Source organism: Nisaea sp. (assembly GCF_040217065.1).
GTDB lineage: Bacteria > Pseudomonadota > Alphaproteobacteria > Thalassobaculales > Thalassobaculaceae > Nisaea.
Window position 1 is genome coordinate 165,247 of the sequence record NZ_JAVJNX010000011.1, and the last position, 13,719, is coordinate 178,965.

Genomic DNA, 13,719 nt, shown 5'->3' on the forward strand with positions numbered 1-13,719 from the left:
ACCTCTGAAGCAGACCATTCTGCCGCACGTGTCGCCCTGTTCTGCAAGCCGGACAATCCCGCATGCCACGGTATCGCCTCTCCGGGCGAAATTGAATGCGGCAACCTCTATCGGCGTAGCGCCATTCAATCTATAGAAAACCCATAGTTTTTTGGAGGCGCGCTTGACGTCCTTCCAGGTTTCTTCGCACAATCCAACGTCGTGTCTGAGCGGCAATCCGATTTATGCTCTGGGGGGCCGAATGACGAGATTTTTGAGCGGACTTGCCGTGCTGCTCCTGCTGACTGGCGGCGCTGCGGCACAGGGGACCGGCGCGGCAATCGGCACCATCAAGGTGGCTGATGGCGACGCGTCGGTACAGCGTAACGGCTCCGTGACGCCGGCCAGTGAAGGACTGGACGTGCAGCGCGAGGATACGCTTCTGACCGGCCCGAGTGGTGCTCTCGGTGTCACGCTGAATGACGGGACCCTGATCTCCCTCGGGCCGAATTCCCGCTTCGAGCTGGCGGAATTCGAATTCGCCCCTCAGCGCAACAGCTTCAGTTTCTTCGGAAAAATTCTGGAAGGCACGATGGTCTATCAATCCGGCCGAATCGGCCATATCGCGCCGGAGAAGACCCGTATCGAGACACCGCTCTCGGTGATCGCCGTCCGCGGAACCCGCTTCGCGGTCCGTGTTCCGTCCGGCGCGGGGAACTAGGGCCATGATCATGCAAAACCGATATCCCGCGCCCATCGGCAAACTGCGCTCCCTATTCGTGGCGACGCTTCTTGCCCTGTCGGTCAGTGCCTGCGCGATCGGCCCCTATGACACAAAAGAGCTGGCAGGCCTGACGCCGCCGGATTCGCAATTCCTGCAGGGTCTCAGCAACGAATATGTAGCGCTCGGGGATCTGGAGCGGGACGAGTACGACTGGCCCGATACTGCCAGATTCTATGATCGCGCCATCCGGGCCGGCAAAGGCGAAATGGTTGAACCCGAAGCCCTGGAGAAGAGAGATCTTGAAGCAGCGGGCCGGCAGGAACTGAAACAAGCCCGGGACAGGCTGACAGAGCTCTTCAACGCCGGCGCCCGGTCCATTGCAGGTCCGGGCAGCGCCCGGGCCCAAGCCGGTTTTGACTGCTGGATGCAGGAGCTGGAGGAAGGCCACCAGCCGGACGACATCGCCAATTGCCGGGCAATGTTCCTGGCGGCGCTCTCCGATGTGGAAGCCTCCGTCAATGGCGCTCTTGTTGTTCTGTTGCCGGAAGATGACGGCAAGCTCGGCGTGATCCGGGTGGAAAACCAGCAGGGCTCCGTCGTCCTGGACACCGTCCGCGCGAGCGCCCTTGTGGGCCGGGCCGATACGGCTCCGTTGGCGTCCGGCACCTTTGCCGAGGATGACGTCTGGGTGGTCTTCGGCGCAGCGATCGCTGCCGGCCCGGTCCCGCCGGTGACATTCATGCTCTATTTCGAACAGGGCACCAATGTCCTGACCCCGGAGTCCCAGGTCCTGCTCGAAAAGGTGCTGGAAACCATCCGCCAGCGCAATTTGCCGCAGGTGGAGGTTTCAGGCCATACGGACCGCTCCGGATCGACGGCATATAACGATCGTCTCGCTCTTGATCGCGCCGGCATTGTCGGGCAGGAAATCCTGAATCTCGGGGTTCCGGAAAACGTGCTGACGGTAGAATCTTTCGGCGAGCGGGCGCCTGTCGTTCCCACTGCCGACGGAGTTTCCGAACCGCGCAACCGGCGCGTCGAGATTGTTATCCGCTAGCATCCCTTCGTCCCCACCCGCCCGACGCCCGGCAATTCTGGTTCACGCACGCCTTACATGGCGATAGGGTTCCGGCGTGACCGGGGCAGACGAACAGCAGATTATTCGCGCAAGGACCGCCAGGACAGTGCACATCGACGGCGTCCCCGCATGGGGCATGAATGGAAGGCAGTAAACGCAGCATTGTCGGCCTCGCAGCGCCTGAGGAGCGAAGCGATTTTCCCTGGCTCGACGGCCCGGAAGACGGACAGCTGCGCGGTCTGGTGCGCCAGAGCCGCCTGATCGCCGGCACCTTGGTTCTCCTGCTTGTCCTGTTGCGTGTCTTTGACGTCACACCAGTGCAGATCCTCAGGCTCTGGGGTTTCGATCTGATGATTCAGACACGATCGGCCGCACCGGAACCCTCGCCTGTGGTCATTGTCGACATCGATGACGAGAGCCTCGCCCGTCTCGGACAATGGCCGTGGCCAAGGCTGCATTATGTGGAACTCGTTGACCGCCTGCGCGATGCCGGGGCAACAATGATTGTCTTCAATATCCTGTTCTCGGAACCGGACCGCATGTCGCCGGAAGTTCTGGCGACAACAGTCCCGGGTCTAAGCCCCGAACTGCGCCGGCGGCTGCTGGATCTTGGCAGCTCTGATGTCGCTCTTGCAGCCGCAATGCAGACCATTCCCACGGTCACCGCGGCCGTTGCCGGCACATCCGGTCATGCCGCAGCACCCTCTCAGCCCCGCTCCGGACGGTTCGCGGTCCGCGGCAAACCGGACATCGGCGCGCTTCCCCGCATTTCCGGCGTGGTCGAGAGCGTCGCGCCCATCGTCGCGGCCGGCGTCGGAGAAGGCCTCGTAAACCTGCTGCCGGAGCCCGATAGCATGGCACGGCGTGTTCCAGCGGTGTTCGGTGCAGCCGACATGATCGTGCCCGGACTTGCGCTCGAAGCCGCACGGGTCTCTCTCGGTCAATCAAGCATGCTGCTTGAAGTTCCCAACATGCTCGGCATGTCCGGGGTGTCCATCGGCCCGCTGTTCGTGCCGACCGACCCAATGGGCAGGATCTGGATCGATACCGCCTCGCCCGACCGGATAACGACGCTGGCGGCACATGATGTGGTGCGGAATGCTGTATCGGCCGACCGGATTGCCGGGCACATCGCAATCGTCGGGACATCGGCCTCTGGTGTCGGAGACCAGGTTCGCACAGGCGCTGGCGCGACCATATCCGGCCTGCATTTTCAGGCCCTTGCTTTGGACACAGTCATCACCGGCCGGGCGCCCATACGCAACGGCACATTCGCGATGATGGAAATCCTCATTACCGCCACGCTCGCACTTTTACTGATCTGGCTTCTGCCGCGCGCGCCACTGACCTGGAAGCCGCTGTCGGCTGCCGCCATCGCCGCTTTGCTCGCCGCCAGCTCACTGGCCGGCTACAACGCCGGTGGTATCCTGATCGACGCGAGCTTCCCCATCGTTGCCGTCCTGCTGCTGACCGGTAATTTTGCGATTTCCGACGTTCGGACCGAGATCTTCCTGCGCCGGCGCAATGAAGCGACATTGAAGCGGCATGACGCCTATATCCGCGAAGTCGTGGACGCCAGTTTCGACGCCATCGTGACCATTGGTGAAGACGCCATCGTGCGCACGGCGAACCGGGCCGCCGGACAGATTTTTGGCGTGCCTGCCGCGGACCTCGTCGGAGCTTCGATCGCCGGCCGCCTGTCCGGCGACTGGGCCCGGGGATTAGCGGCCGCTCCAGCCGATGTGCTCAGGTATACGGCGGCCGAACCCTCGACAGTCGAAACGGAGATTTTCGATGCGGAAACCCGCATTCTCCGACCGACAGAGATCACGCTTGCCGAGTCAATGGCGGGGCAGGACCGTGTCTTCGTCCTCGTCCTGCGGGATATCAGTGACCGCAAGGCGGCCGAAGAGTCTGCCGCACGCTCGGCGCAGCGCCTGCGTGACGCCATCGACGCGATCTCCGACGGCTTTGCCCTGTTTTCCCCGGAGCGCCGCCTGATTCTCTGCAACGATCATTATCGTACGATGCTCGGAACCGCTGCGGACGCCGCCGTCGCAGGCGCGTCTTATGAAACATTGCTGATCTGCTATGCGGAGAGCCGGGGTGCGCCCGCCGCCGCGCAAGGCAGCGCCGGATCCTGGATCGAAGAGCGCGTGGCCCGGTTCGCGTGCGAAAGCGATCCTTATGAACTGGCGACGCATGACGGCCAGTGGTTCCGGGCCGACGAGCGCCGCACCGCCGACGGTGGCATGGTCTGCGTCTATTCGGATATTACCGAGCTGAAGCAGCGCGAGATCGAACTGCAGGCGGCGAAGGAGCTGGCGGAAACCGCGAGTCTCGCCAAGTCGGAATTCCTGGCGAATATGAGCCACGAGCTGCGGACGCCACTCAATGCCATCATCGGCTTTGCCGACATGATGCGAGGTCAGCCGTTCGGTCCCCTCGGAAGCGACCGGTATGTCGCCTATGCCAGCGATATCTCGGACAGCGGGTCGCGCCTCCTGAGAATGATCGAGCAGATCCTCGAATTCGCCCGTCTGGAAAAACTTCAGTCCCAGATCGAGGACAGCGAAACCAGCATCCCGGAGATCGTGAACGCGGCGGTCACCGATCTGACTCCCGCGGCGCAGGACCGGTCAATTTCGATAGAGCGGAACGTCTCCGACCGGCTGCCGGCCCTGCGCGCCGATCCGCAGATGCTCTACCAGATCCTCCAGAACCTGCTGACCAACGCCGTGAAATTCTCTTCAACAGGATCGTCGGTGAGCGTGCGGGCGGCGATCGACGACGACCGGCGGATCGTTCTCTCGGTCACGGATCAGGGGATCGGTATCCCGGCAGAGCTGATGCAGGACATCACGCAGCCTTTCTGGCAGCGCCCGGATGCCATGACCAGTTCCCGCGACGGTGTCGGCCTCGGCCTTGCCATCGTCAACGCGCATGTCGAGGCCCACGAGGCCCGGATGACGGTGGAGAGCACGCCAGGCAGCGGCACCATCGTGACTGTGACCTTCCCGGCATACCGGACGGTTTGAGCGCGGCGTCAGGCCTGAGCCGGACGGCCCTCGACCTCGGCGGAGGACGGTGCGGAATCCGGATCGATGGCCCGGAGCCGGTATGCCGCGGCCTTCGGCGCCCAGTCCGTCCAGAGAACACCGAGATCCTTCAGCGGATCGGTCGAGAAATCGACGCGCAGATCCGCATCCATCAACCCTTCCGCGCCTAAAACCTTCAATGCAGCCGATTGCAGCGGCTCCCGTTCGCTGCCGGCAGCCTCGCCCGCCAGCATGCCCGCCTGGAGACGGTCCTCGAGCGATCCGGACGCCTGTTCAAAGGCCCTGATCATTTCCGGCAGGACATCGGCAGAGCCGAGGAAATTGCCGAGCGCGAGACTGTTGGCCCCCTCCAGTCCGCCGCAATGATCAAGGCAGGATGCGCCGGTGTGATGCAACGGCGTGCCTTCCGCGGTCAGAATGCCGAGCTGGCGCCAGTGCGGGGACGTTGCCGCCTCCCGCATGGCGGCGAGCGTTTCCGCGGCGTCCTGTGTCCGCTGCCAGGCCGTGATCCCGACCGCGTGCAGGCGCGGATCCGTGCGTGCCTGGGAAAACACGACACAGCCGTCTGCGATGGCGCCCACCCGGGCCCCGACGCAGACGGACGAGGTGGCGACGGTGAACCCGATACGGCCGGTTTGCGAGCAACGCCCTGCGAGTGAAAAGGTCATTCCGTCACCTCGATGCCGGTTTGCGCGGTAATCGGCCCATAATGCTCAATCCGGCGATGCCGGGCAAAATCGAAGACGGACCGGCGGATATAGGCGCCCAGATCAAGATCGCAATTATAGGCGATCACTTCATCCTCCTCGGAGACCGCGCGGGCCACGACCTCGCCGGTCGGTGCCACGATGGCGGAGCCGCCGATCATCGCGAAACCGTCCTCGGCGCCGCATTTCGCCGCCGCCATGACCCAGGCTCCGTTCTGATAGGCCGCCGATTCCAGGCTGAGCCGGTTGTGGAACTCACGCAGATGCGCCGGTTCCGGATGATGGATATTCCGGGTCGGCGTGTTGTAGCCGAGCATGAAGACCTCGGCCCCGCGCAATGCCATCACGCGGAAGGTTTCCGGCCAGCGCCGGTCGTTGCAGATGCACATGCCGAAACGGCCGGACGGAGTCTTGAAGGCCGGAAAACCGAGATCGCCGACTTCGAAATAACGCTTCTCGAGATGCTCGAATTCAAGATCGCCGATCGGGTCCTTCGTGCCAGGCAGATGAATCTTGCGGTACTTGCCGAGGATCGCGCCATCGGGGCCGACCAGGACGGAGGTGTTGAAGCGCCGGGTCTGGCCGCCCTCCTCGGTCTTTTCCGCATAACCGAGATAGAAGCCCACGCCGAGTGCCCTGGCTTCCTCGAACAGCGGCAGCATCGCCGGGGACGGCAGCCCTTCCTCGAAGAAGACATCGTACTCTTCCGGACTGTCATAAATGTAGCGCGGGAAGAACGTGGTCAGGGCCAGTTCGGGAAAGGTCACCCAGCGGGCGCCGCGGGAATGGGCCTCGCGCAGCATTTCTATCAGGCGTGCCACCACCTGGGCCTTTGTGTCCCGCAAGTGGACAGGGCCCATCTGAGCAACGGCGAATACTTCTTTCCGACTCATACGAGCCCTCCTCTGCGTCTCCGGGATACGAAGTGCTAGACGAGCGAAGTATCACCGTGAAATAAATTTAAGCCCCCTTTAAATAAGGTGAGATTATTGAAATGATCAATGCACGCCAGCTCGAGGTTCTTTGCACCGTCATAGAGGTCGGCACAACGGCGCGGGCCGCGGACCTGCTGAATGTCAGTCAACCGGCAGTCAGCAACATGATCCGGCATACCGAGGACCTGATCGGTTTCCCGCTTTTCGTTCGCGAGCGGGGCCGCCTGGTGCCGACCCGGGAAGCCCAGCATATCGCGCAGGAAGCGCAATATCTTTTCATGCAGCAGAAGCGGGTCGAAAACATCATAAACGAGCTGCGCGGGGGCACGGTCGGCCGGCTTCATCTGGTTGCCACACCATCGATCGGCCACGGAATCCTGCCGCGGGTGATTGCCGAGTTCGTCCGGAACAAGCCCAAACTGAAACTGTCCATCGAGCTCGGCAGCATCGACGAGATCATCGAGAAGCTGGTCAGCGGACGGGCCGATCTCGGGCTCTCCATCACCCAGCCACGCCACTCCTTGCTGTCCGTCCGCCCGGTCGCGGAAGGGCGGATGATGTGCGTTTGCCCGGCCGACCATGAAATGGCCCTGTCAGAACAGGTGAACGTTACCGACCTCAATCATGTGAAGCACATTTCCTATGCCGCGGACACGCCACTCGGCCAGATGATCGACACGGTTTTCTCGAAACAGGGACTGGAACGGCGTTATTTCTGTGAAGTCCGGCATACCGCGACGGCCCTGGAAATGGCAATTTCCGGCCTGGGAGTTGCCCTGGTCGACAGTTTTGCTCTGGTCGGGCGTGATTTGACAACGCTTGCGGCGCGCCCCACCCGTCCGGTCCTGCCGCTCAGCATTCACTGCATTTCCTGCAATCTCTTCCCGACCTCTAACATGGCACTCCAGTTCCAGGGATTCTTCAGCGACTTTCTGAAAAACCGTGACATTCCAGTGGGCCCGCCTACAGCTATAAACTGAGATTATATAACCTGGGCGATTTATTATTTTTGGGTTTTAGCCTCACATGATCTGCTCTGTCCCGACCTTGGCCGGACCACTTCCGGCCGCCCATACAGACGGGACGCCTGCACTCTATGAGCAATCCGATTCTTTCCATCCGAAACTCGGTCAAGCGCTACGGGCAGGTCCATGCTTTGGATCATGTTGATCTGGACGTTGCGGAGGGCGAGTTTCTGACCCTGCTGGGCCCATCGGGCTCGGGGAAGACAACGCTGCTGACGGCGATTGCCGGTTTCACTGACCTGACCGAAGGCACCGTTTCCCTGCGGGGGCGCGACATTACCAGCGAGCCGCCGGAACATCGCGACTTCGGCATGGTGTTTCAGGGCTATGCCCTGTTCCCGACCATGACCGTGCGGCAGAATGTCGGCTTCCCGCTGAAAGTGCGCAAACGGCCGGCGAGCGAGATCCGCGAGCGGGTCGATGAATGCCTCGAGCTGGTGCAGATGGGTGAGTATGCGGACCGCATGCCAAGCCAGCTCTCCGGCGGCCAGCAACAGCGTATCGCATTGGCCCGCGCCCTGTCCTTCAAGCCGCAGGTCCTGCTGCTGGACGAGCCACTCTCCGCGCTCGACAAGAAGCTGCGCGCGGACCTGCAGTGGGAACTGAAGGCCCTGCATGACCAGCTCGGCGTCACTTTCATCTATGTAACGCACGATCAGGACGAGGCACTTTCCATGTCCGACCGGATCGTCATCCTGAAAGAGGGAAAGATCCAGCAGGCTGGTATTCCGGGGGCGCTTTACAACAAGCCCCGGACCCGTTTCGTCGCGGATTTCCTCGGCAAATCCAATTTCTTCAGCGTCGGGGTGAAAAGCCGCGAGGGCGATCATCTGGAATGCATCGCCGGTGACGAAGCCTTCCCCGTGAACGCAACCGGCCATGCCGGACCGGTCGGCGACACCGCCGAAATCGCCTTGCGGCCAGAACGCATTCGGCTGGCCGAACCGGGCAAGGAATTCCTGACCGGCACGGTGAAACAGGTGAGCTATCTCGGCGAACGCTGCCAGGTGCTCCTGACCCATTCGGGTCTGGGCCAGATCCTCGTCTCCTGCCCGACCTGGAAATCCGGCATCGATCCCACTCCGGGCCATCAACTCAGCTTCGGCTGGGACACGGATGCCTGCGTCATTCTCGAGGCCGACTGAAAGAGCCTCGCAAAAGCAAGAAACAGGGTTTCATCACATGGAGAAAGACATGACCGAGATCAACGAAACAACCGACATCGAAGCCAAGGCCGATATCGTCGATATCGCCGTCGAGCGGTACCAGCAAGGTCTGCTGACCCGCCGTGGCTTCATCGCCGCGATGGGTGCGCTTGGCATCCTGCCGGCGCTCAGCGGCAAGACCATGGCCGCGACGACGGAAATCATCGTCGTGAACTGGGGCGGCAAGCCCAAGGAAATCCTCCAGCAAGTCATGTGCGATACCTACACCAAGGAAACCGGCATCAAGGTTACCGTCGACGGCTCCGGTCCCTCCGCCGGCAAGATCCGCGCGATGGTCGAGAGCGGCGCGGTGGTCTGGGACCTCTGCGACAGCGGTGCCGGCTCGGCGATCATCCTGGAGCAGCAGGGCATCACCCAGCCGATCGATTACAACATCGTCGACAAGTCCAAGGTTCTCGAGGGCGGTGTCTACAACAACGGCGTTGCAAACTACGTCTATTCCTACGTTCTCGCCTCGAACCCGAAACTGCTCGGCGGCAATGTCCCGCAGAGCTGGGAAGATGTCTGGAACGTCAAGGATTTCCCGGGCATGCGGACGTTCCGCAAGTCTGTCCGCGGCATGCTGGAAAGCGCGACGATGTCCATGGGCGTTGCCCCGAAAGACGTTTATGAAGCCCTCGGCACAGACGACGGCATCAAGGCTTCCGTCGACCGTTTCCGCCAGCTCCGCGAGCATATCATTGTCTGGGGTTCGGGCAGCGACAGTCAGAACCTGTTCCTGCAGGAAGAGGTCGCGATCGGCAATATCTGGTCGACCCGTGCTCATCTTCTGAAAGACCAGATGGACGAAGGCAGCTTCACCGTCACCTTCAATGGCGGCGTCGTCGCTCCGGGCATCTGGGTCGTCCCGAAGAACAACCCGGCCGGTTCGGAAGAAGTGATGAAATTCATCGCCCACGCCCAGAACCCGGAACTGCAAGCCGAATGGCTTCAGCTGGTCGGGTGCGGCCCGGCCAATCCGGCGGCAGCGGCCCTGGTGCCTGACGATTTCCAGAAATGGAACCCGTCAAGCCCGGCAAACCTGGCCACCCAGATCATGTACAACGACACCTGGTACGCAAAGAACCAGATCTCGGCCGAAGAACTCTACGTGGACGCGCTCATCAACTAGGCCGTCCGAGCGGGCGGGGCGGCTCCTCCCTCCAGGAGCCGCCCCGTTCCTTTTATTTCCTTATCCGCGACCGGAGCCGACATGCCGCGTCTGACCGACCAGACCCGCTATTGGATGCTAGTGCTGCCCGCCCTGGCCATCATGGTGATCTTCTACATCCTGCCCGTTCTCGGCATCTGGGAGATTTCCTTCACCGAGCCGGAAACCGGTTTCGGCAACTACGTCAAGATGACGGAGTCGAACGCGGTCAAGACCAGCTTCATCCTGACCTTCCGCGTCGCCGCCGTGACCACGGTCGGCTGCCTGCTGCTCGGTTATATCGTCGCCTACACGATCACGAATTTCGTCGGCCGCCTGACGCCCCTGATGATGGCCCTGGTGCTGCTGCCCTTCTGGGTCTCGGTGCTGATCCGGTCCTTCAGCTGGATCATACTGCTCGGCCGCTCCGGTCTGGTGAACGACACCCTGCGCGATCTCGACCTGATCACCAGCCCCCTGCGCCTGATGCACAATGAACTCGGCGTTGTGATCGCCATGATCCACGTCATGCTGCCCTTCGCGGTGCTGCCGATGCTGGCCAACATGCGCGGCATTTCCCGTTCCTACACGGACGCGGCCCGCGGCCTCGGCGCCAGCGAATGGACGGCTTTCCGTTCCGTCTATTTCCCGCAGACGCTGCCCGGCGTGTTTTCCGGCGCGCTGCTTGTCTTCGTGCTCTCGCTCGGCTTCTTCGTCACTCCGGCGCTGCTCGGCGGCGGCCGCGTGCTGATGATCTCCGAATACATCACCTACCAGATCCAGGAATTCCTGGCCTGGGGCCTCGGCTCGGCGCTTTCGGTGGCCCTGCTGGTCGCGACCGCGCTGGTCCTGCTCATCGCGGCGCGCTTCGTGAACCTGAAATCGGCCCTGCTGGAGCGCAACTGATGAAGACCTCGCCCTTCCGCATCTTCTTCAATACCGGGGCCTGGCTCGTCCTTGCATTCCTGCTGCTGCCGATGCTGGTGGTGATTCCGATCTCGCTGACCGACACCAGCTATATCGGCATGCCGAAGGAGCATCTCTCGCTGCAGCATTACGAGAACTATTTCAGCTCCGCGGAATGGCTCGGGGCGACCTGGACCAGTATCTGGATCGGTCTGGTGGTGGCATTTGCCGCGACCCTGCTCGGTACCGCCTTTTCCATCGGCTGCTGGCTGATTTCCAGCCGGGCCTCGACCATCGCCCGCTGGGTCCTGATCGTGCCGATCCTGGTGCCGCCGGTCGTCCAGTCCCTCGGCTTCTACCGGTTCTGGGTGAAGCTCGACCTGATCGACACCTATTTCGGCGTCATCCTCGCCCACACCCTGCTGGCCCTGCCCTACGTCTCGATTTCCGTCTTTGCCGCGCTCGCCAATCTCGACCACCGCATCACCCAGGCCGCCCGCAGTCTCGGCGCCTCGGTCTGGCAGACAGTGATCTCGGTCATCGTCCCGGCAATCCGTGCCGGCATGCTGACCGGCGGCATCTTCGCCTTCATCGTCAGCTTCGACGAAATCGTCGGCGTCCTGTTCCTCACCGTCCGCGCGGTGAACACCCTGCCGAAGCAGATCTGGGAAGGCATCCAGGAGAGTATCGACCCCACCATCGCGGCGGTCGCCACCTTCCTCGTGATCCTGTCCCTGATTGCCACCGCTGCCGTTTCCCTGCGCAAGAAGACCGCATGACATGACCCGATTGCTGCTGCGTGACGCCCGCTACGTCCATCATGGCGTGGATGGAATGCCGGAGATCCGCCGGGGCCATATCGCCATCGACGGCAGCCGCATCGCCGCCATCACCGAGAGCCTGAACGGCACCGACTTCGCGGATTTCGAACCGGTCGACATGAGCGACAAGCTGGTCTCTCCGGGCCTGATCAACGCCCACACCCATGCGGTGCTGCTGGTGCTCCGCGGCACGGTCGAGGATATCGAGGGCAATCTCGTCTACCAGTACATGGTCCCGGCCTCCTATCTGCTGGAGCCGGAAGAGCGCGCCGCCATCGCCCGCCTCGCCTGCGCCGAGGCGATCCGCTCCGGCACCACCACGATGGTCGACCCGCTGCGTCACGTGGCCGATTACGCGCCGGCAATGATTGATACCGGCCTGCGGCTCTGGCTTGCCGAAAGCTGCGCCGATGCCGTTACCACCGAAGTCGGCAACGGCACCTACCGGTTCGACCGGGAGTTCGGCGCGACCTTCCTCAGCCGCACCCGCGCCCTGATCGAGCGCTTCCACGGCACCGAGGACGACCGCGTCCGGGTGATGATCTCGGCCCATGCGCCGGACAATTGCAGTCCCTGGATGCTGGCGGAGCTGAAGAAGCTCGCCGGGCAGCACGGTCTGCGCCGCACCGTGCATCTCAGCCAGATCATCAGCGAGAAGAAACAGGTCGAGAGCCTGCATGGCTGCACCTCGACGGAATATCTGCAGCGCAACGATTTCCTTGGCGACGATCTGCTGACCGTGCACTGGACCTTCTGCACCGAGCAGGATGTCCGGATCCTGGCCGAGACCGGCACCCATTTCGCCCATTGCCCGGCATCCATGTCCGCCAAGGGCCCGCACAGCCTGCCGATCAAGGCGATCCTCGAATCCGGCGTGAACATCGCGCTCGGCACGGACAACATGACCGAGGACATGTTCCACGCCATGAAGCTCGGCCTCACCATACACCGGGGCGCCTATGGCCGCTCGGTCACCCCGACGCCGAACGACATCTTCAATTACGCCACGGTGAATGCCGCCCGCGCGCTGGACCATCCGGGCATCGGCCATATTGCCCCCGGCATGAAGGCCGATCTCGCCATGATCGACCTGATGACGCCGGCCATGACGCCGCGGCTTTCCGCGATCTCCAATCTGGTGCATTACGGACATCCGGGGCTGGTCACCGACACCATGGTCGACGGCCGCTTCCTGATGCGGGACCGGGAATTGCTGACCATCGACGAACGGGCGGCCGTGACGGACGCGCAAACCGCGACCGAGGCGATGTGGGAACGGTTTGAAACAGAAGACAGGGGCGTGCCGCTTCCGGCGACCGACCCCGCCTGAATAATAATCCTGCCCGGCAGGAACCAAGGGGGACTACATGACCTTTTCGATCATCGGCCGCTGCGAGCGCACGGGGTGCTATGGCGCCGCCATCACCACCTCCGACCTCGCCGTCGGGTCACGTTGCGTGCGCCTCTCCCACGGGCGCGGCGCCATGCTGTCCCAGCACCGCACGGACAGCCGCCTCGGCGATCTCGGTATCTCCCTGCTGGCCAAGGGCGTGGCCGCGAAAGCCGTGGTTTCTGAGGTTTGCGCCTCCACCGCCGATATCGAGTGGCGGCAGATCGGCGCGCTCGATTCCGAGGGCCATGCCGCCGTCTATCACGGCCGCCGGATGTATTCGATCTATGCCCACACGGTCGGCCGCAACTGCCTGGCACTCGGCAATATTCTCGCCAATCCGCAGGTCACCCAGAAGATGGCGGACGCCTTCACCCGCGATCCCTCCCTGCCGCTTGCCGAACGGCTGATGCTGGCCCTGGAGGCCGGGCGCGACAGCGGCGGCGAGATCCTCGGCCCCCTCCGCTCGGCGGCTTTGCGCGTCACCGGGGAGCACGGAATCGACACCTACAATCTCCGGATCGATGTCTCGCATACTGACGCCATTGCCGATCTGCGGGCATTGTACGAAGCCTACCAGGGTCGCGAAAACACCATCCGCCGTGTTGCGCTGGAGCCGGAAACCATGCCCATCATGCGCAACCTGTTCGAGGCAAGCATCGAACGGATCGCGGAACTCGGGCTTGAGGACCGCTTCCCCACCGCCAGACACCGGGACAGCTGGACCGTGAAGGACTAGA

Annotated in this window: 12 protein-coding genes; 10 read left to right on the plus strand and 2 right to left on the minus strand. The window is 62.8% G+C overall.

Annotated elements, in window-relative coordinates; all coding sequences use genetic code 11:
- The first annotated feature begins 241 nt into the window (after positions 1-241).
- The 3 genes from RH950_RS19000 to RH950_RS19010 all read left to right on the plus strand — a co-directional run bounded on the left by RH950_RS19000 (position 242) and on the right by RH950_RS19010 (position 4,819).
- On the plus strand, positions 242-700 hold the full coding sequence (locus tag RH950_RS19000) for a FecR family protein (protein ID WP_350059321.1): 459 nt from the start codon (positions 242-244) through the stop codon (positions 698-700).
- A gap of 4 nt (positions 701-704) precedes the next feature.
- Positions 705-1,760: an OmpA family protein gene (locus RH950_RS19005; RefSeq protein ID WP_350059322.1), complete on the plus strand. Its 1,056-nt coding sequence runs from the start codon at positions 705-707 to the stop codon at positions 1,758-1,760.
- Positions 1,761-1,921: 161 nt separating this feature from the next.
- Positions 1,922-4,819: a CHASE2 domain-containing protein gene (locus RH950_RS19010; RefSeq protein ID WP_350059323.1), complete on the plus strand. Its 2,898-nt coding sequence runs from the start codon at positions 1,922-1,924 to the stop codon at positions 4,817-4,819.
- Positions 4,820-4,827: 8 nt separating this feature from the next.
- Here the strand turns inward: RH950_RS19010 and RH950_RS19015 are convergent, their stop codons facing one another.
- Both RH950_RS19015 and RH950_RS19020 read right to left on the minus strand, forming a co-directional pair.
- Complete coding sequence (locus RH950_RS19015) at positions 4,828-5,508, minus strand: DUF1028 domain-containing protein (RefSeq protein ID WP_350059324.1); 681 nt, start codon at positions 5,506-5,508, stop codon at positions 4,828-4,830.
- Complete coding sequence (locus tag RH950_RS19020; protein ID WP_350059325.1) at positions 5,505-6,440, minus strand: N-carbamoyl-D-amino-acid hydrolase; 936 nt, start codon at positions 6,438-6,440, stop codon at positions 5,505-5,507. Before RH950_RS19020 ends, RH950_RS19015 begins: the two co-directional genes overlap by 4 nt.
- Positions 6,441-6,541: 101 nt before the next feature.
- On the opposite strand from RH950_RS19020, the gene RH950_RS19025 reads away from it, so the two are divergent.
- From RH950_RS19025 to RH950_RS19055, 7 genes are all read left to right on the plus strand, one after another.
- Positions 6,542-7,462 (plus strand): LysR family transcriptional regulator, encoded by a 921-nt coding sequence (locus RH950_RS19025; protein ID WP_350059326.1) that lies wholly within the window; start codon positions 6,542-6,544, stop codon positions 7,460-7,462.
- 116 nt (positions 7,463-7,578) lie between these two features.
- Positions 7,579-8,652: an ABC transporter ATP-binding protein gene (locus tag RH950_RS19030; protein WP_350059327.1), complete on the plus strand. Its 1,074-nt coding sequence runs from the start codon at positions 7,579-7,581 to the stop codon at positions 8,650-8,652.
- Between the two features lie 49 nt (positions 8,653-8,701).
- On the plus strand, positions 8,702-9,844 hold the full coding sequence (locus RH950_RS19035; protein ID WP_350059328.1) for an extracellular solute-binding protein: 1,143 nt from the start codon (positions 8,702-8,704) through the stop codon (positions 9,842-9,844).
- 81 nt (positions 9,845-9,925) lie between these two features.
- The gene (locus RH950_RS19040) at positions 9,926-10,768 is read left to right on the plus strand and encodes an ABC transporter permease (RefSeq protein WP_350059329.1); all 843 of its coding nucleotides are present in this window, start codon (positions 9,926-9,928) and stop codon (positions 10,766-10,768) included.
- Positions 10,768-11,547: an ABC transporter permease gene (locus RH950_RS19045; protein ID WP_350059330.1), complete on the plus strand. Its 780-nt coding sequence runs from the start codon at positions 10,768-10,770 to the stop codon at positions 11,545-11,547. The genes RH950_RS19040 and RH950_RS19045 overlap by 1 nt, the downstream gene beginning before the upstream one ends.
- A 1-nt stretch (position 11,548) precedes the next feature.
- Positions 11,549-12,919 (plus strand): amidohydrolase family protein, encoded by a 1,371-nt coding sequence (locus RH950_RS19050; RefSeq protein WP_350059331.1) that lies wholly within the window; start codon positions 11,549-11,551, stop codon positions 12,917-12,919.
- A 37-nt stretch (positions 12,920-12,956) separates the two neighbouring features.
- Positions 12,957-13,718: a DUF1028 domain-containing protein gene (locus tag RH950_RS19055; protein ID WP_350059332.1), complete on the plus strand. Its 762-nt coding sequence runs from the start codon at positions 12,957-12,959 to the stop codon at positions 13,716-13,718.
- The last annotated feature ends 1 nt before the right edge of the window (position 13,719 follow it).